This window comes from Streptomyces sp. NPDC048171 (assembly GCF_043202655.1).
In the GTDB taxonomy this organism is placed as follows: domain Bacteria; phylum Actinomycetota; class Actinomycetes; order Streptomycetales; family Streptomycetaceae; genus Streptomyces.
In genome coordinates this window covers 340,011-364,108 of record NZ_JBIDAU010000004.1, presented here as the reverse complement: position 1 = coordinate 364,108, position 24,098 = coordinate 340,011, and the positions used below count along the sequence as shown (strand labels likewise).

Here is a 24,098-nt window from a genome sequence, read left to right as displayed (position 1 = left end):
GCGCCGTAGCCCGTGGTCACCGCGCCACGCGGCCTACATGATCTACACCTCCGGCTCCACCGGCCGCCCCAAGGGCGTCGTCATCGAACACCACGCCCTCGCCACCTACCTCCACCGAGCCCGCACCACCTACAGCGCCATGAACGGCGTCACCGTCCTGCACTCCCCCCTCGCCTTCGACCTCACCATCACCGCCCTGTGGACACCCCTCACCGCCGGCGGCACCGTCCACCTCACCAGCCTCGAAGACACGACGACCCAACCGACCCTCATCAAGGCCACCCCCAGCCACCTCCCCCTCCTCACCACCCTCCCCGAGACCGCCTCGCCCTCCCACACCCTCATCCTCGGCGGCGAAGCCCTCCACACCGACCACCTCACCGCCTGGCGCAACCAGCACCCCCACGTCCAGATCATCAACGCCTACGGACCCACCGAATCCACCGTCAACATCACCGACCACCACCTCAACGAAGACACACCTGACGGCTCCATTCCCATCGGACGCCCCTTCGCCAACACCCAGGTCTACGTCCTCGACTCAGCCCTGCGCCCCGTACCCCCCGGCGTCACCGGAGAGCTGTACCTCGCCGGAGAACAGCTGGCCCGCGGCTACCTCGGGCGTTCCGCGCTGACCTCGGAGCGTTTCACCGCGAATCCGCACAGCCCCACCCCCGGCGCACGCATGTACCGCTCCGGCGACCTCGCCCACTGGAACCACCAAGGCCACCTCGTCTACGACGGACGCGCCGACCACCAAGTCAAACTCCGCGGCCACCGCATCGAACTCGGCGAGATCGAAGCCACCCTCACCGCACAGCCCGGCATCACCCAGGCCACCGTCCAACTCCGCGAAGACCAGGCGGGAGACCAACGCCTCGTCGCCTACGTGGTCGCCACCGAGTGGGACGAGAACACCGTCCGGGACGCACTGGCTCATGCCCTGCCCGACTACATGCGCCCCACCGCCTACGTCACCCTCACCGCCCTCCCCCTCACCCCCAACGGCAAACTCGACCGCAAAGCCCTCCCCGCCCCCGACTACACGGCCTCCTCCACCGGACGAGCCCCCCGCACCCCCCGCGAAGAAATCCTCTGCACCCTCTTCGCCGAAGTACTCGGCGTCGACACCGTCACCATCGACGACAACTTCTTCGACCTAGGCGGACACTCCCTCCTCGCCACCCGACTCGTCAGCCGCACCCGCACCGCACTGCACGTCGAGCTGTCCGTGCGGCAGTTCTTCGAGACGCCGACGATCGCCGGGCTGTCGGGGGCACTGGACCAGGCCGACGGTGCGCGGGCCGCGTTGACGGCGAAGCCCCGTCCCGAGCGGATCCCGCTCTCCTACGCCCAGCAGCGCCTGTGGTTCCTGCACCAGCTCGAAGGGCCCTCGGCGACGTACAACATCCCCACCACCCTCCGCCTCACCGGCACGCTCGACCGGGACGCCCTGCACGCGGCGATCAACGACCTGCTCGCCCGGCACGAGAGCCTGCGCACGACCTACACCGAGGACGAGCAGGGGCCCCGGCAGGTGGTTCAGGCGTGGGAGCCCGGTCTGCTGCCGCTGGTCGTGGTCGACACCGAAGAGGGGGAGCTGGACGCGCGGCTCTCCACAGCCGTGCACCACGCGTTCGACCTCACGGCGGGCATTCCGGTGCGGGCGACGCTGTTCCGGATCTCGGAGCGGGAGCACGTGCTGCTGCTCCTCATCCACCACATCGCCACCGACGCCTGGTCCCGCACGCCGCTGGGGCAGGACCTCGCCGCCGCCTACACGGCGCGGTGTGCGGGCGACGCGCCTGCCTGGGAGCCGCTGTCCGTCCAGTACGCCGACTACGCGCTGTGGCAGCGGGAGGTCCTCGGGGACGAGGCCGACGCCGACAGTGCGGCCGGCCGTCAGCTCGCGCACTGGAAGGAGCGGCTGGCCGGGCTGCCCGAGCAGTTGGAGCTGCCCACCGACCGGCCCCGCCCCGCGGTGGCGGACCAGGACGGCGACCGGGTCGCGTTCTCGCTCGACGCGAGTCTGTACGCGCGGCTGACCGAGCTGGCCAGGAGCACGCACTCGAGCACGTTCATGGTGGTGCAGGCGGCGCTCGCCGCGCTGCTGACCCGGTTGGGCGCGGGCGAGGACATCCCGATCGGCACGCCGGTCGCGGGCCGCACGGACGGCGCGACGGAGAACCTCGTCGGCTTCTTCGTCAACACGCTCGTCCTGCGCACCGACACCAGCGGCAACCCCACCTTCCGGGAGCTGCTGGAGCACACGCGCCGCGCCGACCTGGCGGCCTACGCCCACCAGGATCTCCCCTTCGAGCGGCTGGTCGAGGCGCTCAACCCGGTCCGGACGCTGGCACACCACCCGCTCTTCCAGGTCATGCTCATCCTGAGCACGGCCGACGCGGACCCGGAGGCCTCGCTCGCCCTGCCGGGGCTGAAGGTCGGCGTGGAGCGCAGCAGGCTCGGTGCGGCCAAGGTCGACCTGGCCTTCGCGCTGGCCGAGACCAGGGACGGTGAGGGCCGGAGCACCGGGCTCACGGGCGCGCTGGACTTCCGGACCGACCTGTTCGACCTTTCGACGGCCCGGTCGCTGGTGGAGCGGTTCGTGCGGACCCTGGAGGCGGTCGTCGCCGATCCCGGTGTCCGGCTGTCCCACGTACCGGTGCTGAGCGGAACCGAACGGCACCGGCTGCTCGGCGAGGGGACGGGGCAGGCGCTGGAGACCCTGGACGCGACGCTGCCCGAGCTGTTCGCGGCGCAGGCGCTCCGCACGCCCGACGCGCCGGCCCTGGTGCAGGGCGGGACGACCGTGTCGTACGCCGAACTCGACGCGCGCGCCGGTCGGCTGGCCCGGGTGCTGCGGCAGCAGGGTGTGCGGCCGGGGACGCCCGTGGTCATGCTGATGGAGCGGTCCCTGGCCCATGTGGTGGCGACCCTGGCCATCAGCCGCGCGGGCGGCGCCTACGTGCCGCTGCACGACACGTATCCCCTCGACCGGATGCGGCACGTGGTGGCGGACACCGCGGCGACGCTCGTCCTGGCCGACCGGGCCGAGGCCGCGCGGGCCGGGGAGCTGGGCGCGCGGGTCATGGTGGTCGACGAGTTCGGCGCCCCGCCCGGGTCCGGACAGGCCGAGGCCGTACCGGACGTGGGGCTGCGCCCGCAGGACCTCGCCTACGTCATGTACACCTCCGGGTCCACCGGGGTGCCGAAGGGCGTGGCGGTCACCCATCGCGGGGTGGTGGACCTGGTCCGCGACCACTGCTGGCGGCCGGAGGCGCACGAGCGGGTGCTGCTGCACGCGCCGCACGCGTTCGACGTGTCCTGCTACGAGATGTGGGTGCCGCTGGTCTCCGGCGGAACGGTCGTCGTGGCACCGCCCGGACACCTGGACGCGGCCGCCGTCACCGACCTGATCGCCGCCCACGACATCACCGCGATCCACCTCACCGCGGGCTTCTTCCGGGTCATCGCCGAGGAGGCGCCGGAGTGCTTCGCCGGAGTACGGGAGGTGCTGACCGGCGGTGACGTGGTCTCCCCGGCGGCGGTCGCCCGGGTTCTCGAGCACGCCCCGCGCGCCGCGCTGCGCCACCTGTACGGGCCGACGGAGACGACGCTGTGCGTGACGCAGCACGAGGTCGGGGCGCCGTACACGGCCCGGGGCAGCCTGCCCGTCGGCCGTCCGACGGGGAACACCCGGGCGTACGTGCTCGACCAGTACCTCCAGCCGGTGCCCGCCGGGGTGCCGGGCGAGCTGTTCATCTCCGGGACCGGTCTGGCGCGCGGCTACCTGGGCCGCTCCGACCTGACCTGCGAGCGGTTCGTCGCCGACCCGTACGGCGGTTCCGGCGAGCGGATGTACCGCACCGGCGACCTGGTCCGCTACAACCCGGCGGGCGAACTCGAGTACCTGGCCCGCGCGGACGACCAGGTCAAGATCCGCGGCTTCCGGGTGGAGCTGGGCGAGATCGAGACGGTGCTGTCCACCCGGCCGGAGCTGGCGCAGGCCGCCGTCGTCGTCCGCGAGGACCGGCCCGGCGACCGGCGGCTCGTCGGCTACGTGGTGGCTGCCGAGGGCCGGGACGGCGAGGTGGACCCAGACGCGCTGCGCGCCTTCGCCCGCCAGGCGCTGCCCGACTACATGGTGCCGTCGGCCTTCGTGGTCCTCGACGCGCTGCCGCTGACCGTCAACGGCAAGCTGGACCGCAAGGCGCTGCCCGCACCCGACTACGCGGCGGCGTCCACCGGGCGGGCCGCCCGCACCCCCGCCGAGGAGCTGCTGTGCACGCTCTTCGCCGAGGTGCTGGGCGTGTCCGCGGTGGGCATCGACGACGGGTTCTTCGACCTGGGCGGCGACAGCATCCTGTCCATCCAGCTCGTCAGCCGGGCCCGCGCCGCCGGACTGGCCCTCGCCGTCCGCGACGTCTTCGAGTACCAGTCGACGGCCGAGCTGGCCGCGGCACTGGCCGAGCGGGACGGCAACGCCGCGCCGGAGGTCGAGGAAGTACCGCCGCACGGCCCCGTCCCGCTGACGCCCGTGATGGCCCGGGTCGCCGAACTCGGACTGGACGGCGACGACTTCAACCAGTCGGTCGTCGTGTCCGTACCGCCCGCGGTGGACGGCGACCGGCTCGCCGGTGCCCTCCAGAGGGTGCTGGACCACCATGACGCGCTGCGGCTCCTGGTCCGCCCCGACGGAAGCGCCGAGGTGCGCCCTCCGGGCAGCGTGCCGGCCGCGGACGTGCTCCGCGTCGTCACCGGGGCGCCCGGCACCGACGACTTCGACGGCCTGGTCACGGACGCGGCCCGTGCCGCACGGGACCGCCTCGCACCCGCCGAGGGCCGCATGCTCCAGGCGGTGCTGGTGGACCGCGAGGCCGGCGGGGACGGCGTACTGGTCCTGGTCGCCCACCACCTGGTGGTCGACTCGGTGACGTGGAGCATCGTCGTACCGGACCTCGCGACGGCGTACCGGGGCGACGCACCGGCCCCCGTGGGCACCTCGTGGCGGCAGTGGGCCACCTCGCTGGAACGGCTCGCCACCGACCCCCGGGTCGAGGCGGAGACCGCCCACTGGGAGCACACGCTCGCCGGGGCGGGCGCGCTGCGGCTGGACCGTGCGCGCGACGTCCAGGGCGAGGCAGGGCGCGTCGGCCTCGATCTGCCGTCCGACACGACCGCGGCCCTTCTCACCGAGGTGCCGGGAAGTGTCAACGCCGGTGTGAACGAGGTCCTGCTGACGGCCTTCGCGTTCGCCGTCGCCGATTGGCGGCGCGGGCGCGGTAAGGACCCGGACGCGCCCGTCGTGGTCGACCTGGAGAGCCACGGACGGCACGAGGACGCCGTGCCCGGCGCCGAACTCAGCCGCACGGCCGGCTGGTTCACCGCCCTGCACCCGGTGCGGCTGGCCCCCGACGTCGCCGACTGGGCGCGGCTGCACCAGGACGGCGACGCGCTCCGGGACGGCCTCAAGCAGGTCAAGGAACAGGTGAGGGCCGTGCCGGGCGACGGCGTCGGCTACGGCCTGCTGCGCCACGTCAACCCCACCACCGGGCCCCGGCTGGCGCGCCTGCCCGAGCCCGACTTCGGCTTCAACTACTTGGGCCGAAGGGTCACCCCGGCCACCGGCGCCCCGGAGCCGTGGACCGTGACCGGCGGTGGACTGGCCGCCTCGCGACCGGCGGCGCCGATGGCACACGCGGTGGAGATCAGCGCGGTCGTGCACGAGGGAGCCGACGGCCCCCGACTGCGCGCGGAATGGACGTACGCACGCCGCCTGGTCCCCGATCACGACGCCCGGCTCCTGGCCGAGCACTGGTTCCGGGCCCTGGAGGCCCTGGTGGAGCACGCCGGCCGTTCCGGCGCGGGCGGCCTGACGCCGTCCGACGTCACCCTCGACTCGCTCAGTCAGTCCGAGATCGAGGAGTTCGAGTCCGACCTTGAGTCCGAGTGGGAGATTGAGCAGTGAGCCAGCAACCGTCTCGTTCGCGTAGCAAGATCGAGGACATTCTTCCGCTCTCCCCGCTGCAAGAGGGCTTCGTGTTCCTCGGGCTGCTGCACACCGAGGGCCCCGACCTCTACGTCGGCCAGGTCGCCTTCGACCTGGAGGGCCCGTACGACGGCTCCCGGATGCGCGCGGCGGCCGAGGCCCTGCTGCGCCGGCACGCCAACCTGCGGGCCGGGTTCCGGCAGCGCAAGAACGGGGCCTGGGCCCAACTCGTCCTGCACGACGTCGACCTGCCGTGGCAGGACGCCGACCTGAGCGCGCTGCCCGAGGACGAGCGCGGCCCCGAGGCCGACCGCCTCGCCGCCGCCGACCGCGCCCGCCGCTTCGACCTGGGCCGCCCGCCCCTGCTGCGCTTCACGGCGATCCGCCTCTCCGCCGAGCGCGTCCGCCTGGTGATGACCAACCACCACATCGTGCTCGACGGCTGGTCCATGCCGGTCCTGCTGCGCGAGCTGATGGCGCTGTACGCCTCCTCCGGCGACCCGTCCGCGCTTCCCCGGGTCCGCCCGTACCGCGACTACCTGGCCTGGCTCGACGCCCGCGACGGGGACGCGGCCCGGACCGCCTGGCAGGGGTCGCTGGCCGGACTCGACGAGGCCACCCTCCTCGCCCCGGCCGGACCGGCGGCGTCGACCGCGCCCGAGCAGGTGTCGTTCACCGTGGACTCCGAGGTCAGCGGTGCGCTCGCGGCGTGGGCGCGGGGCCAGGGCGTGACCATGAACACCGTGGTCCAGGGTGCCTGGGCACTCGCCCTGGCCCAGGCCACCGGACGCGACGACGTCGTCTTCGGCGCCACCGTCTCCGGCCGCCCGCCCGAGCTGCCCGGCGTCGAATCGATGATCGGCCTGTTCATCAACACCCTGCCCGTCCGCGCCCGCCTCGACCACGCCGAACCCCTGGGCGCCCTCTTCCGCCGCCTCCAGGCCGAACAGGCCCGACTCCTGGACCACCAGTGGGCCGGACTCGCCGACATCCAGCGCTGGGCCGGACACGGCGAACTCTTCGACACCGCCATGGTCTTCCAGAACTACCCGGTCGAGGACGGCGCCCTCACCGCCGCCTCCGACCCCGACCGGCTCCGGGTGGCCTCGGCGGACATCAAGGGCGGCACGCACTTCGCCGTCAACGTCGTCGCGACGATGCGCGGCGCGGAACTGTCCTTCCGCGTGGACTACCGCCCCGACCTCTACGACGAGGAGTACGCCCGCGGCTTCGGCCTGCGGATGCTGCGCGTCCTGGAGACCCTGATCGCCGACGCGGACATGCCCGTCGCCCACCTGGACACCCTCGACCCGGCCGACCGGGAGCGGGTCCTGGTCGAATGGAACGGGAAGCGGACCGAGCTTCCCGGGACGCCGCTGCACCAACTGATCAGCGAGCAGGCCGGAAGGACGCCGGACGCGGTCGCGGTGGTGGGCGATTCCGGATCCCTGACCTACGCCGAGCTGGACGCGCGCGCCAACCAGCTCGCCCGGCACCTGCTGGAACAGGGCCTGGGAGCGGAGGACTTCGCCGCGATCGCGCTGCCGAAGTCACTGGACGCGATCACCAGCATGCTGGCCGTACTGAAGACCGGCGCCGCCTACCTCCCCATCGACCCGGAGTACCCGGCCGAGCGCATCAGCTACATGCTGGCCGATGCCCGGCCCGCGCTGACCCTCACCGAGCCCATACCGGCCGCCGCATACAGCGACCAGCCCAGCGGCCAGATCACCGACGCCGAGTGCCGCAGCCCGTGGTCACCGCGCCACGCGGCCTACATGATCTACACCTCCGGCTCCACCGGCCGCCCCAAGGGCGTCGTCATCGAACACCACGCCCTGGCCACCTACCTCCACCGGGCCCGCAAGACGTACGACGCCATGAACGGCGTCACCGTCCTGCACTCACCCCTCGCCTTCGACCTCACCATCACCGCCCTGTGGACACCCCTCACCGCCGGCGGGACGGTCCACCTGACCAGTCTGGAAGAAACGGCGACACAGCCGAGCCTCATCAAGGCCACCCCCAGCCACCTCCCCCTGCTCACCAACCTCCCCGAGACCGCCTCGCCCTCCCACACCCTCATCCTCGGCGGAGAGGCACTGCACACCGATCACCTCGCGGGTTGGCGGGCCGAGCACCCCGACGTCCAGATCATCAACGCTTACGGGCCCACCGAATCCACCGTCAACATCACCGACCACCACCTCGACGGCACCGAGGAAGGCTCCATCCCCATCGGGCGGCCCTTCGCCAACACGCAGGTCTATGTGCTGGATTCAGCTCTGCGGCCTGTGGCCCCCGGTGTCACGGGAGAGCTGTACCTCGCCGGAGAACAGCTGGCCCGCGGCTACCTCGGGCGTTCCGCGCTGACCTCGGAGCGTTTCACCGCGAATCCGTTCGGCTCCCCCGGCGCACGCATGTACCGCTCCGGCGACCTCGCCCACTGGAACCACCAAGGCCACCTCGTCTACGACGGACGCGCCGACCACCAAGTCAAACTCCGCGGCCACCGCATCGAACTCGGCGAAATCGAAACCACCCTCACCGCACAGCCCGGCATCACCCAAGCCACCGTCCAACTCCGCGAAGACCAACCCGGAGACCAACGCCTCGTCGCCTACGTGGTCGCCACCGACTGGGACGAGAACACCACCCGGGACGCACTGGCTCATGCCCTGCCCGACTACATGCGCCCCACCGCCTACGTCACCCTCACCGCCCTCCCCCTCACCCCCAACGGCAAACTCGACCGCAAAGCCCTCCCCGCACCCACCTACGCCACCACGACCACCGGACGCACCCCCCGCACCCCCCGCGAAGAAATCCTCTGCGGCCTTTACGCGGAGATCCTCGCGGTGGGAGACGTGACGATCGACGACGACTTCTTCGCGCTCGGCGGGCACTCGCTCCTCGCCACCCGCCTGGTCAGCCGGGTCCGTACCACCCTCGGTGTCGAGCTGCCGATCCGGCAGTTGTTCGAGACGCCGACCGTGGCGGGCCTGGCCGGTGCCCTCGACACGTCGGGCACCGTCCGCACCGCGCTCACCGCGAAGCCCCGCCCCGAGCGGATCCCCCTCTCCTACGCCCAGCAGCGCCTCTGGTTCCTGCACCAGCTCGAAGGGCCCACCCCGACCTACAACATCCCCACCACCCTCCGCCTCACCGGCGCCCTCGACCACGACGCCCTGCGCGCGGCGGTCGGGGACCTGATCGCCCGGCACGAGAGCCTGCGGACGGTCTTCACCGAGGACGAGCAGGGCGCCCACCAGGTCGTGCTGCCCGGGGAGGTCGCCGCGACGCCGTTCGCGGTGGTCGACGTGGCCGCGGAGGAGGTCGGCGTCCGGGTGGCGGAGGCCGCGTCGTACCCCTTCGACCTGACGACCGACCTGCCCGTGCGGGTGCGGCTGTTCCGGGTGTCGGAGGAGGAGCACGTCCTGCTGCTGCTGGTGCACCACATCGCCAGCGACGCCTGGTCCCGCACCCCGCTCGCCCAGGACCTCACCGCCGCCTACACCGCCCGCAGCACGGGCACCGCGCCCGCCTGGCAGCCACTGCCCGTCCAGTACGCCGACTACGCGCTCTGGCAGCAGGAGATCCTCGGCGACGACACCGACACCGACAGCCTCGCGGGACAGCAACTCGCCTACTGGAAGCAGCAACTGGCCGGCCTGCCCGAGCAGCTCGACCTCCCCACCGACCGGCCGCGCCCCGCCACCGCCGACCACACCGGCGACCGCGTCACCTTCACCGTCCCGGCCGAACTGCACACCCGCCTGACCGAACTGGCCCGGTCGACCAACACGACCGCGTTCATGGTGATCCAGGCCGCGCTCGCCACTCTCCTCACCCGGCACGGCGCCGGCGACGACATCCCCATCGGCACCCCCATCGCCGGACGCACCGACGACGCCACCGACCACCTCATCGGCTTCTTCGTCAACACCCTCGTCCTGCGCACCGACACCAGCGGCAACCCCACCTTCCGCGACCTCCTCACCCGCGTACGCGACACCGACCTCACCGCCTACGCCCACCAGGACCTCCCCTTCGAACGCCTCGTCGAAGCCCTCAACCCCACCCGCTCCCTCGCCCACCACCCCCTCTTCCAGACGATGCTCACCCTGCACAACACGCAGGGCGCGAAGGCGGAGCGGTTCGCCGGTCTCGCGGCCGAGGTGGTGGCGTCCGAGTCGGTCTCGGCGCGCTTCGACCTGTCGTTCGCGCTGGCCGAGCACTTCGGCGCCGACAACGCCTGTGAGGGCATGAGCGGCGGTGTCACGTACAGCACGGCGCTCTTCGACCGGGAGACCGTGCGAGACCTGGCCGACCGTCTGGTGCGGCTGCTCGCGGCGGCGGTGGCCCATCCGGGGCGGCCCGTCGGGCAGTTGGAGATCATGGACGCGGCGGAGCGGCGGCTGGTCCTTGAGGAGTGGAACGACACCGCCGCCGAGGCGCCCGCCGACTCGGTGGCCGGGCTGTTCGAGCGGCAGGCGCGGCGGTCGCCGGACGCGACGGCCCTGGAGTTCGGCGGCGCGCGGCTGTCGTACGGGCAGCTGAACGCGCGGGCGAACCGGCTGGCCCGGCACCTCGTCGCGCGGGGCGCGGCTCCGGGCGGGTCGGTCGCCGTGGCGCTGCCCCGGTCGGCGGAGCTGGTCGTGACACTGCTGGCGGTGCTGAAGTCCGGGGCGGCGTTCCTGCCGATCGACCCGCACTACCCGGCCGACCGGGTCGAGTACATGCTGGCCGACGCCGGACCGGCCCTCACGCTGACCGAGCCGGTCGCGGACGCGGAGCTGGCGGCGTACGCGGGCGACGACCTCGGCGCCGACGAGCTGCGAGGTCCGGTCCTCGGCGCGCATCCGGCGTACACGATCTACACCTCGGGTTCCACGGGACGCCCCAAGGGTGTGGTGGTGCCGCGTGCGGCGCTCGGGAACTTCCTGGCGGACATGGGCCGACGGTTCGCTCCCACCGCCGGTGACCGGCTGCTCGCCGTCACGACGGTGGGCTTCGACATCGCGGGCCTGGAGATCTTCCTGCCGCTGCTGCACGGGGCGGTGCTGGTGCTCGCCGACGAGGAGACCGCGAAGGACCCGCAGGCGCTGCTGCGTACCGTCGTCGCGTCGGGGATCACGATGGTCCAGGCGACGCCGAGCCTGTGGCAGGGTGTGGCGGCCGTGGCGGCGGACGAACTGGCCGGGGTGCGCGTTCTCGTGGGCGGCGAGGCGCTGCCCACCGAGTTGGCGCGCACGCTGACGGAGCGGGCCCGTTCCGTGACGAACCTCTACGGTCCGACGGAGGTGACGATCTGGGCCACGGCCGCCGATGTCGCCGAGTCCGGGCCGGTCATCGGCAGCCCGCTCGCCAACACGTCGGCGTACGTGCTGGACGCGGCGCTGCGGCCGGTCCCGGTGGGGGTGCCGGGCGAGTTGTACCTGGCCGGGGAGCAGTTGGCGCAGGGCTACCACCGGCGTCCCGCGCTGACGTCGGAGCGGTTCACCGCCGACCCGTACGGTCCGGCCGGTACGCGGATGTACCGCACGGGTGACCTGGTGTGCCGTCGCAGGGACGGCGCGCTGCGGTATCTGAGCCGGGTGGACCAGCAGGTCAAGCTGCGCGGGTTCCGCATCGAACTCGGGGAGATCGAGGCGGAGCTGGCCCGGCACCCGGCGGTCGCCGAGACCGCGGTGACGGTGCGCGAGGACCGCCCGGGCGACCGGCGGCTGGTCGCCTACGTCGTCCCGGCGGGCCCGGCGGGTCCGGCGCCGGACCCACGGGAGCTGCGGGAGCGGCTGCGGGGACGGCTGCCGGAGTTCATGGTGCCGACGGCGTTCGTGGTGCTGGACGCGCTGCCGCTGACGCCGAACCGGAAGCTGGACCGCAAGGCGCTGCCCGTCCCGGAGTACGACGGTGAGCCGGCCGGCCGGGAGCCGCGGGGTCCGCGCGAGGAGATCCTCTGCGCGCTCTTCGCCGATGTGCTGGGCGTCGCCCGGGTCGGCATCGACGACGGCTTCTTCGACCTGGGCGGGCACTCGCTGCTCGCCAGCCGGCTGGTGAGCAGGATCAGGACGGCGCTGGGCGTCGAGTTGTCCGTGCGGCAGTTCTTCGAGACGCCGACCATCGCCGGGCTCTCCGGGGTGCTGGACGGCGCGGTGGGTGCGCGGGCGCCGCTGGTGGCCCAGGAGCGTCCGGAGCGGGTGCCGCTGTCTCCGGCGCAGCAACGGTTGTGGTTCCTGCACCAGTTCGAGGGCCCTTCGGCGACGTACAACGTGCCCACGGCGCTGCGGCTGTCCGGTCCGGTGGACCGGGCGGCGCTGGAGCGGGCGATCGGTGACGTGGTGGAGCGGCACGAGAGTCTGCGGACCGTGTTCGCGGCGGACGACGACGGGTCGCGGCAGATCGTGCTGCCCGCCGATCCGGCCGCCCGGCGTCTCGACGTCGTCGACGTCACCGCGGAGGAGGTCGAGGAGCGGGTCGCGGAGGCGGCCCGGCACGTCTTCGACCTGACCGGCGACATCCCGTTCCTGGCACGGTTGTTCCGGGTCTCGGAGACGGATCACGTCCTGCTGCTGCTCATCCACCACATCGCCAGCGACGGCTGGTCGATGGCGCCGCTGGCCCGCGACCTGACGGCGGCGTACGCGGCGCGCTGCGCGGGGGACGCGCCGGGCTGGGAGCCGCTGCCGGTGCAGTACGCGGACTACGCGCTGTGGCAGCGCGACGTCCTCGGCGACGAGACCGACCCGGAGAGCGTGGCCGGGCGGCAGCTGGCGTACTGGAAGGACGCGCTGGCCGGGCTGCCCGAGGCGCTGGAGCTGCCCACCGACCGGCCGCGGCCCGCGACCGCCGGGTACACCGGCGACCGCATCGCGTTCACGGTGCCGGCGGCGCTGCACGCGCGGCTGACGGAGCTGGCGCGGGCCACGCACTCCAGCCTGTTCATGGTGACCCAGGCCGCGTTCGCGGCGCTGCTGACGCGGCTCGGGGCGGGCGAGGACATCCCGATCGGCACGGCGGTGGCCGGGCGGAACGACGCCGCCACCGAGGATCTCGTCGGGTTCTTCGTGAACACGCTGGTGCTGCGCACCGACACCGGCGGCAACCCGACCTTCCGCGAACTGCTCGGCCGCGTCCGGGAGGACGACCTGGCGGCGTACGCGCACCAGGAGGTGTCGTTCGAGCGGCTGGTGGAGGCGGTCAACCCGGCGCGCAGTCTGGCCCATCACCCGCTGTACCAGGTGATGATCACGTTCAACAACACGGCGGACCGGAGCACCGGCCGGGCCGCGTCCGGCGACGGTGGCGCGCTCCTGAACGCGACCCGGATGACGGCCGGCACCGGCGTGGCGAAGTTCGACCTGTCGCTGACCTTCGGCGAGCGGCACGACGCGACGGGCGGCCCCGCGGGGATGCGGGGTTCGCTGGAGTACCGCACGGAGCTGTTCGACCGGGAGACGGCGGAGTCCGTGATCTCGCGGCTGCTCGGCGTGCTGGGCTCGGTCACGGCCGACCCGGACCTGCCGATCGGCGGGATCGGCCTGCTGGACCCGGTCGAGCGGCGCCAGTTGCTCCAGGAGTGGAACGACACGGCGCGTCCGCAGCGCGAGGGAACCCTGCCGGAGCTGTTCGAGGAGCAGGTGGCGAGGACCCCGAGGCGCCCGGCGTTCTCGGCGGACGGGACGACGCTGACGTACGCCGAGCTGAACTCGCGCGCCAACCGGCTGGCCCACCTCCTCGCGGAGTCCGGGGCGGGCCCGGAGCAGGTGGTGGCGATCTCGCTGCCGCCGTCGGTGGAGATGGGCGTGGCGGTGCTCGCGGTGCTGAAGACGGGCGCGGCGTACCTGCCGGTCGACCCGGGCAGCCCGCGGGAGCGGATCGCGACGATGACGGAGGACGCGGCGCCGGTGTGCGCGCTGACCACGTCGGCGGTCCCGGCGGGGGTGTTCCCGCACGAGCTGCCGCGGCTGCTCCTCGACGATCCGGACGTGACGGCACGGCTCGCCGCGCAGCCCGCGCACGACCTGGCGGACGAGGACCGGACGCAGCCGCTGTCGCCGTGGAACGCGGCGTACATCATCTACACGTCGGGCTCGACGGGCCGGCCGAAGGGAGTGCTCGTCGAGCACCAGCCGGTGCTCAACTACCTCGCGGTCTCGGCGGAGCTGTACCCGGGCGTGGCGGGCAACGCGCTGCTGCACTCGCCGCTCTCCTTCGACCTGACCGTGACGGGCCTGTTCGCGCCGCTGCTGAACGGCGGCTGCGTGCACCTGGCGGACCTGGAGGAGCTGCACGAGCGGGCGCTGGACGGTGACGTGCCCGCGGACCTGCCGCAGATGACGTTCCTCAAGGCGACGCCCAGCCATCTGCCGCTGATCACCGGGCTGCCCGGGGTGTGCGTGCCGGACGGGGAGCTGGTCCTCGGCGGCGAGTCGCTGACCGGCCGCGCGGTGCGGACGCTGCTCGCGGCGCATCCGGGGGCGCGGGTCCTCAACGAGTACGGTCCGACGGAGACGATCGTCGGCTGCACCACGTGGCGGGTCGAGACGCCGGACGACCTCGCGGACGGCGTGCTGACCATCGGCCGCCCGTTCCCCAACACCCGGATGCTGGTCCTCGACCCGTACCTGCAGCCGGTGCCGGCCGGGGTGCCGGGCGAGCTGTACGTGTCCGGGGTGCAGTTGGCGCGCGGCTATCTCAACCGGCCCGGGCAGAGCGCGTCCCGGTTCGTCGCCAACCCCTTCGAGGGGCCGGGCGAGCGGATGTACCGCACCGGCGACATCGTGCGCTGGAACCGGCACGGCGACCTGGAGTTCATCAGCCGCGTCGACGACCAGGTGAAGATCCGCGGCTTCCGGGTGGAGCTGGGCGAGGTCGAGTCCGCCCTGTCCCGGCACCCGGGGGTGTCGGAGGCGGTGGCGGTCGTACGGGAGGACCGGCCGGGCGACCGGCGGCTGGTCGCCTACCTGGTGGCCGGGGACGGACCCGTGCCGGCGGACGAGGAGCTGCGGGACTCGCTGCGCGAGTCGCTGCCCGACTACATGGTGCCGTCGGCGTTCGTCCGGCTGGCCGAGCTGCCGCTGACGGGCAACGGCAAACTGGACCGGGGGCGGCTGCCCGCGCCGGACTACGCGGCGGCCGGCACCGGCCGGGCGCCGACGACGGCCCGCGAGGAGCTGCTGTGCACGCTGTTCGCCGAGGCGCTGGGCCTCGACGCGGTCGGTGTCGACGACGGCTTCTTCGACCTCGGCGGCGACAGCATCCTCTCCATCCAGCTGGTCAGCCGGGCCCGCGCGAAGGGGCTCACGCTCTCGGTGCGGGACGTGTTCGAGCACCAGAGCGTCGCCCACATCGCCGAGGCGCTGGACGGCGCGGACGAGCCGGAGACGGACGCCGGGGCGGTCGAGGAGGTGCCGGCGAGCGGGCCGGTGCCGGCCACGCCGATCATGGGCTGGTTCGCCGGACTGGGCGGCCCGGTCGCCCCGTTCAACCAGTCGGTGGTGGTGTCCGTGCCCGCGGACCTCGACGAGGAGCGGCTGGTGGCCGCCCTCGGGGCGGTCGTCGACCGGCACGACTCGCTGCGGCTGCGGGTCGCCGCGGACTGGTCCATGGCCGTCCCCGAGCCCGGCACGGTGGACGCCGCGGACCTGCTCACGCACCTGCGGGCCCCGGACGCCGACGACGACGCGCTGCGCGCCGTGGTCGCCGAGGCGGCCGCCGCCGAACGCGACCGGCTGGACCCCGCCGACGGGCGGATGCTGCGCGCCTGCCACGTCGACCGCGGTCCCGGCCGGCCGGGGCTGCTGGTCCTGGTCGCCCACCACCTGGCCGTGGACGCCGTCAGCTGGCGGCTGCTCATGCCGGACCTGGCCGCCGCCTACGAGGGCCGCCCGCTCAGCCCGGCCGGCACGCACTGGCGCCAGTGGGCCGGTGCGCTGCGGGACCTCGCGGGCACGGCCGCCACGGAGGCCGAGACGGACCACTGGCTGGACGCGGTCCGCCCGGCCGCCGAGCCGACGGACCCGGCCCTCGACCCGGCCCGCGACACCCACGCCCGCTCCGGTCAGGTCGTCCTCGACCTGGACGCGGACACCACCGACGCCCTCCTCACCTGGGTCCCCGGGGTGTTCCGCGCCGAGATCAACGACCTGCTGCTCACCGCGTTCGGGCTGGCCGTCGCCGACTGGCGGCGCGCCCGGGGCGGCGGCGCGGGCACGCCGGTCACGGTGGACCTGGAGAGCCACGGCCGCCACGAGCACCTGGTGCCGGGCGCCGACCTCACCCGCACCACGGGCTGGTTCACGTCGATGCACCCGGTGCCGCTGCGCCCGGAGGTCGACGAGTGGGAGTGGCCCGAGGTGTGGGACGGCGGGGCCGCCGCGGGCCGCGCCCTGAAGCGGGTCAAGGAGCAGCTGCGGGCCGTGCCGCGCGACGGCGTGGGCTTCGGCCTGCTGCGCCACCTCAACCCGCGCACCCGGGACCGGTTCGCCGCGCTCCCGGTGCCGGCGTACGGCTTCAACTACCTGGGCCGGTACACCGGCGGGCGGGCCGCCGACGGCGCCGCCGGACCCGAGGCGTGGAGCGTGCTCGGGCGCGGGGTCGCCGGCCAGCATCCGGACACGGCGCTCGCACACCCCGTCGAACTGGTCGCGGGCGCCCACGACACCGAGGCGGGACCCCGGCTGCACAGCGTGTGGACGTACGCGGACGCCGTGCTCTCCGAGGCCGAGGTGCGGCGCCTGGGCGAGGGCTGGTTCCGGGCCCTGAAGGCGCTGGTCGAGCACGCCGGCCGGCCCGAGGCGAGCGGTCTGACCCCCTCGGACGTCTCCCTCACCTCGCTCAGCGAGGACGACATCACCCGACTCGAGAGCGAATGGGGCTCCCTCTGATGGCCAAGTCCGGCTTGGAAGACATCCTGCCGCTGTCCCCGCTCCAGGAGGGGATGCTGTTCCACAACCTCTTCGACGACGAGGAACTGGACGCCTACAACGTCCAGGTCTTCATCGAGCTGGAGGGCAACACGGACCCGGAGCGGCTGCGCCGGGCCGGGCAGGCGCTGCTGGAGCGGCACGCCAACCTGCGCGCCGCCTTCCGGCACGAGGGCCTCAAGCGCCCGGTGCAGCTCATCCCCCGCCACGTCGCCCTGCCCTGGGGCGAGGAGGACCTGGCGGCCGTACCGGAGGCGGAGCGGGAGGCCGCGGCGGAGCGGATCGCCGAGCGGGACCGCTGGACGCGTTTCGACCTGTCCCGGCCGCCGCTGATCCGCTTCACCCTGGTCCGGCTCGGCCCGGACCGGCACCGCCTGCTGATGACGCTCCACCACATCCTGCTGGACGGCTGGTCGATGCCGATCCTGCTGCGCGAGCTGATGACCCTGTACACGGTGCACGGCGACGCCACGGCCCTGCCCCGGGTGCGCCCCTACCGCGACTACCTGGGCTGGCTCGGCGGCCGGGACCGGGACGCCGCCCAGGAGGCGTGGACGGACGCGTTCGCCGGGTTCGACACGCCGAGCATCGTGGCACCGGACCGGGGTGCGCTCACCGCGGCGCCCGAGCGGATCGACTTCTCCGAGGACGAGGCGGCGAGCGCCGCCCTGACCCGGTTCGCCCGGTCGCACGGGCTGACGGTGAACACCGTGATCCAGGGCGCCTGGGGGCTGGTGCTGTCCCACCTGACCGGCCGGGACGACGTGGTGTTCGGCGTGACGGTCAGCGGCCGCCCGCCGGAGCTGCCCGGCGTCGACACCATGGTCGGTCTCTTCATGAACACCCTGCCGCTGCGGGTGCGGCTGCGGCCCGCCGAGACGCTGGCGGACTTCCTGCGCCGTACCCAGAGCGAACAGGCCCGGCTCATCGACCACCAGTGGGTGGGGCTCGCGGAGATCCAGCGCTGGGCGGGCTCGGGCGAACTCTTCGACACGGCCATGGTGTTCGAGAACTACCCGCTGAACTCCAGCCGAGGCCGGCCGCCGGGCGCCGCGCCGGACGCCGACCTCCCCACGGTGCTCAAGGTCCACTCGAAGGACCAGATGCACTACCCGCTGGGCCTGCTGGCCCTGCCCCGGGAGACCCTGCGGTTCTCGCTCGGCTATCTCCCCCAGGTCTTCGACGCGGAGCGGATCCAGGCCGTGGTCGCCGCCTTCCGCCGGGCGCTGCGCACGATCCTGGACAGCCCCGGGACTCGGGTCGGCGCGGTCGCGCTGCTCGACCCGGAGGTGCGCGGCACCGTCCTGGAGAAGTGGAGCGGCTCGGACGACGTCCGGCCCGCCGAGCGGTTCACCGACCTGTTCGAGGAGCAGGTGGCCCGCACCCCCGGCAAGACGGCGCTGATCGCCCCCGACGGGCGGCTGACCTACGCCGAACTGGACGCGGCGGCCAACCGGCTGGCCCGGCGCCTGGTCGAGCTGGGCGTCGGCCCGGAACGGCCCGTGGCGGTCGCGGTGCCGCGCCGCACCGAACTCGTCGTCGGCTTGCTGGCGGTGCTCAAGGCGGGCGGCCTCTACGTGCCGATCGACCCGGAGTACCCGCCGGACCGGATCCGGTACATGATCGAGGACTCCGACCCGGCGCTCGTCCTCACCACCTCCGACGTGGACGCCCGGATCCGCGAGGAGTGCTGCGGGCCGCTGACGTTCGTGATGGACGACCCCGGCACCGGCCGGTCGCTGGCCCGGCACTCCGGCGGCGGCCTCACCGACGCGGACCGCTCGGGCCCGCTGCTGCCGGGGCACCCGGCGTACGTCATCTACACGTCGGGCACGACCGGCCGCCCCAAGGGTGTCGTCGTCGAGCACCGGGCGCTGTCGGCGTTCGTCCGGCACTGCCGCTCCTCGCAGGCGCCGGACATCTCGGGGCTGTCCGTGATGCAGGCGTCGGCCTCCTTCGACCAGAGCGTCGGCTCCCTGCACGCCCCGTTGATCAGCGGCGGCTGCGTCCGGCTGACGGACCTGCGCGCGCTCGCCGAGACCGCGGTGAGCGAACCCGGCTTCCGCCGGGCCACGTTCATGAAGGGCACCCCGTCCCACCTGGCGCTGCTCACCACCATGCCCGAGGACGTGTCGCCGTCGGGCACCATCACGCTGGGCGGCGAGGAGCTGCGCGGCGAGGTCCTGGCGCCCTGGCGGGAGACCATGCCGGACGTGACGGTGGTGAACGTCTACGGCCCCACCGAGGCCACCGGACACTGCCTGGAGCACTGGATCGACCCCGACCGCACGGTGCCGTCGGGCCCGGTGCCGATCGGCACCCCGCACGAGGGGGTGCGGGTGTACGTCCTCGACGCGGCGCTGCGGCCGGTCGGGCCGGGCCTGGACGGCGAGGTGTACCTGGCGGGCGTGCAGCTGGCGCGCGGCTACCTGGGCCGGGGCGGGCTGACCGCCGAGCGGTTCCCGGCCGACCCGTTCGGCGCGCCCGGCAGCCGCATGTACCGCACGGGTGACCTCGCGCACTGGACCGAGGCGGGCGAGCTGGTCTTCGCGGGCCGGGCGGACCGGCAGGTCAAGCTGCGCGGGTACCGCATCGAGCTGGGCGAGATCGAGGCCGCCGTCACGGCCGGCCCCGGTGTGCGCCAGGCCGCGGTCGTGCTGCGCGAGGACCAGCCGGGCGACCAGCGCCTCGTCGCGTACGTCGTGCCGGACGGCGACCGCTGGGACGAGGCCGCCGTCCACGCCGGACTGGCCCGCGCCCTGCCGGACTTCATGATGCCGTCGGCGTTCGTCACGCTGGACGCCCTGCCGCTGAGCCCGAACGGCAAGCTGGACCGGGCGGCGCTGCCCGCACCCACGTACATCGGCCGGACGGCGGGCCGGGCGCCGCGCACCCCGCGCGAGGAGATCCTCTGCGACCTGTACGCGGAGGTTCTGGCGCTGCCGAGCGTCGGCGTCGACGACGACTTCTTCGGCCTCGGCGGGCACTCCCTGCTCGCCACCCGCCTGGTCAGCCGGATCCGCACCACGCTGGGCGCCGAGCTGTCGATCCGGCAGTTCTTCGAGGCGCCGACACCGGCCGCGCTCGCCGGAACGCTCGACCACGCCGGCCGGGCGCGCGCCGCGCTCACGGCGGGGCCGCGTCCCGAGCGGATCCCGCTCTCGTACGCCCAGCAGCGCCTGTGGTTCCTGCACCTGCTGGAAGGGCCGAGCCCCACCTACAACATCCCGACCGCACTGCGGCTGTCCGGACCGCTGCGCCCGGACGCGCTGCGCGAGGCGCTGCTGGACGTGATCGGGCGGCACGAGAGCCTGCGGACGACGTTCGCCGAGGACGAGCACGGCGCCCGGCAGGTGGTGCACCGCCCCGAGGAGGTCCGGCTGGTCTTCGAGACGGCCGGCTCCACCGAGTCCGCGTACGAGGCCGACCTCGCGCGGGCGGCCCGGCACTCCTTCGACCTGGGCGCGGAGATCCCCGTAAGGGCGCGGCTGCTGCGGCTGTCGGAGGAGGAGCACGTCCTGCTGCTGCTGGTGCACCACATCGCCAGCGACGCGTGGTCACGGGCTCCCCTGGCCCAGGACCTCACCGCCGCCTACACCGCCCGCAGCACGGGCACAGCGCCCACCTGGCAGCCACTGCCCGTCCAGTACGCCGACTACGCGCTCTGGCAGCGCGACGTGCTCGGCGACGACACCGACACCGACAGCCTCGCGGGACAGCAACTCACCTACTGGAAACAGCAACTGGCCGGCCTGCCCGAGCAGCTCGACCTCCCCACCGACCGGCCGCGCCCCGCCACCGCCGACCACACCGGCGACCGCGTCACCTTCACCGTCCCAGCCGAACTGCACACCCGCCTGACCGACCTCGCGCGGGCCACGGACACGACCCTCTACATGGTGCTCCAGGCCGCGCTCGCCACTCTCCTCACCCGGCACGGCGCCGGCGACGACATCCCCATCGGCACCCCCATCGCCGGACGCACCGACGACGCCACCGACCACCTCATCGGCTTCTTCGTCAACACCCTCGTCCTGCGCACCGACACCAGCGGCAACCCCACCTTCCGCGACCTCCTCACCCGCGTACGCGACACCGACCTCACCGCCTACGCCCACCAGGACCTCCCCTTCGAACGCCTCGTCGAAGCCCTCAACCCCACCCGCTCCCTCGCCCACCACCCCCTCTTCCAGGTGGTCCTCGCGCTCCGCAGCGCCGCTCCGCGCCGGGCGGACGGCGAGGGCGCCCCGGCGCTGCCGGGCGGGCTGACGGTGAGCGGGGCGGGCGGTTCGGCGGCGACGGCGGCCAAGGTCGACCTCGGGTTCTCGGTGACCGAACGCCGGGCCGCGGACAACACCCCCGACGGGGTCGCGGGCGTCCTCGACTTCCGGACCGACCTGTTCGACCACGGGACCGCGCAGGCGCTGGTGGACCGCTTCGTGCGGGTGCTCGCCGACGCGGCCGCCCACCCCGACCGGCCGCTGAGCCGCCTCGACGTCCTCGGCCCGCGCGAGCGGCACCGGGTCGTCGAGGACTGGAACGCCACCGCGAAGGGTCTCGCCCCGGCCATGCTGCCCGACCTGTTCGAGCGGCACGTGCGGGAGCGCCCCGACGCCGAGGCGGTGGTCCTCGGCGACGAGTCCCTGACCTACGCGCGGCTCAACGCCCGCGCCAACCGGCTGGCGCGGCTGCTGGTGGCGCGGGGCGCCGGCCCCGAGCGGCTGGTCGCGCTGGCCCTGCCCCGCTCCGTCGAACTGCCCGTCGCCGTCCTCGCGGTGGCCAAGACCGGCGCCGCCTACCTGCCGCTGGACCCGGCCCACCCGGCGGAGCGCATCGCCGGCACCCTGGAGGACGCGGCGCCGGTCGCGCTCCTGACCACCGCCGAGGTCGCCTCCGGTCTCCCCGGCACGGACGTGCCCCTGCTCCTGCTCGACGAGGAGGCGCAGCGGACCCCGGACGACGAGGACCCGGGCGACCTGCGGGACGCCGACCGGCTGGCGCCGCTGCTGCCGCGCCACCCCGCGTACGTCATCTACACCTCCGGCACCACCGGCCGCCCCAAGGGCGTCACCGTGACGCACACCGGCCTGCCCGCCCTGCTGGACATCTTCACCTCGCAGCTGGGCGTCGTACCCGGAAGCCGCGTCCTGCACCACCTGTCCCCCGCCTTCGACGGCGGGTTCTGGGAACTGGCGATGGGCCTGCTGACCGGTTCGGCCCTGGTCGTCGCCGAACCCGGAACCGTCCCCGGACCCGCCCTCGCGGAGCTGGCGGTGCGCCACCGGGTCACCCACGCGGCGATCACCCCCGCGGTGCTCCAGCTCATCCCCGAGGGGGCGTTGCCCGCCGGGACGACGCTGGTGGTCGCCGCCGAGACCTGCCCGCCGGAACTGGTCGAACGCTGGTCCGCCGGACGCCTGATGCGCAACTCGTACGGGCCGACGGAGACCACGGTCTGCGCGACCATGAGCGCCCCGCTGTCGGGCGCGGTCGTCCCGCCGATCGGCACCCCGATCGCCGACACCGCCGGATACGTCCTGGACGGCGCCCTCCAGCCGGTCCCGCCGGGCGTGCCCGGCGAGCTGTACGTGCGCGGCCCCGGCCTCGCCCGCGGCTACCTCGGCCGGCCTTCGCTGACCGCGGGCCGCTTCGTGGCGAGCCCCTTCGGTCCGGCGGGCAGCGTGATGTACCGCACCGGCGACCTGGTCCGGCACACCGCGGACGGCGACCTGGAGTACCTGGGCCGCACCGACACCCAGGTCAAGCTGCGCGGCATGCGCGTCGAACCGGCCGAGATCGAGGCGGTGACGGCACGCGAGTCCGGCGTCGCGCAGGCGGCCGTGCTGGTCCGCGAGGACACGCCCGGCGACCGCCGTCTCGTCGGCTACGTCGTGCCTAACGCCGGTGCCGCCGTGGACACCGCCGCGCTGCGGCAGCGGCTGCGCGCCACCCTGCCCGAGTACATGGTGCCCGCCGCCCTCGTCGTCCTGGACGCGCTGCCGCTCACCCCGAACGGCAAGCTCGACCACCGTGCCCTGCCGGCGCCCGAGTACCGCACGGCCGAGGGCCGCTCGCCGCGCACCCCGCGCGAGGAGACCCTGTGCCGGCTCTTCGCCGAGGTCCTGGACCTGGAGCTGGTCGGTCTGGACGACGGCTTCTTCGACCTGGGCGGCCACTCGCTGCTCGCCGTCCGGCTCGTGGAGCGGGTCCGCGCCGAGCTGGGCGAGGAGCTGGGCGTGCGCGACCTGTTCGCCGCGCCGACCGTCGCCGACCTGGCGGTGCGGCTCGCGGCGCGCGGCGGCCGGGAGCCGATGGAGCGCCTGCTCCCGCTGCGCGCCACCGGCACCGCGCGTCCGGTGTTCTGCGTCCACCCCGGCTCCGGCATGAGCTGGTGCTACTCGGGCCTGGTGCGCCATCTGCCCGCCGGCATCCCGGTCTACGGCATCCAGGCCGCGGGACTCGACGGCGACGGCCCGCTGCCCGCCACGCTGGAGGAGATGGCCGCCGAGTACGCCGACCTGGTCCAGGAGGCGCAGCCCGAGGGGCCGTACCGGCTGCTCGGCTGGTCGCTCGGCGGCAACGTGGCCTTCGCCATGGCCGCCGAACTGCGCGCCCGTGGCGAGGAGGTGGAGCTGCTGGCCTTCCTGGACGCCTATCCGCGCCAGGCGGGATCGGGCGCCCAGACCCCGCTGGCCGAGGTGTTCGCGCACAACCTCCGGGACGCCGGGTTCGCCGTCACCGAGGAGGAACTCACCGGCGGCCGCTTCCCCTCGGCCCGCTACCGGGCGTTCCTGAACGCGTCCGGCGACCCGATGGGCCGCCTCGACGAGGACGAACTGGGCGCGGTCCTCCAGGTGTTCATGAACAACGCCGGCCTGATGCGCGGCCACCGCCCCGGTACCTACGACGGCGACGTGCTGGTACTGGCCGCCGAACGGGCGGACGCCGACAAGCTGGCCCGCCGCGGCGCCGAGTCCTGGCGCCCGCACGTGACGGGCCGGATCGAACGGGTCGGCGTCGACGCCGACCACCTCGGGCTCGTGCAGTCCGACACCGCCCTCGCCGTCATCGGCCGGGCCCTGGCCGAACGCCTGGACCGGGCCGCAGATCCCGCGGTTCCCGCAACCCCTCCGACCGAAGGAGTCACCGCCATGAACCCCTCGTCCGAGGTCGCCTGA

3 protein-coding genes (1 of these 3 only partly in view) are annotated in these 24,098 nt (G+C 73.9%); all 3 read left to right on the top strand.

Annotated elements, in window-relative coordinates:
* Tightly spaced (each overlapping or abutting the next), the 3 genes in view from ACGF3J_RS13380 to ACGF3J_RS13370 form a layout consistent with a single transcriptional unit that may run on beyond the window.
* Positions 1-5,971 carry the end of a non-ribosomal peptide synthase/polyketide synthase gene (locus ACGF3J_RS13380; RefSeq protein WP_393854139.1) on the top strand. The gene continues 15,887 nt to the left of window position 1, outside the view, so 5,971 of the gene's 21,858 nt are visible here — the last part of the coding sequence; its start codon lies beyond the left edge, outside the window; its stop codon occupies positions 5,969-5,971.
* Complete coding sequence (locus ACGF3J_RS13375) at positions 5,968-16,881, top strand: amino acid adenylation domain-containing protein (RefSeq protein WP_393854138.1); 10,914 nt, start codon at positions 5,968-5,970, stop codon at positions 16,879-16,881. The genes ACGF3J_RS13380 and ACGF3J_RS13375 overlap by 4 nt, the downstream gene beginning before the upstream one ends.
* Positions 16,881-24,098, top strand: a complete 7,218-nt coding sequence (locus tag ACGF3J_RS13370; RefSeq protein ID WP_393854137.1) for an amino acid adenylation domain-containing protein — start codon at positions 16,881-16,883, stop codon at positions 24,096-24,098. The genes ACGF3J_RS13375 and ACGF3J_RS13370 overlap by 1 nt, the downstream gene beginning before the upstream one ends.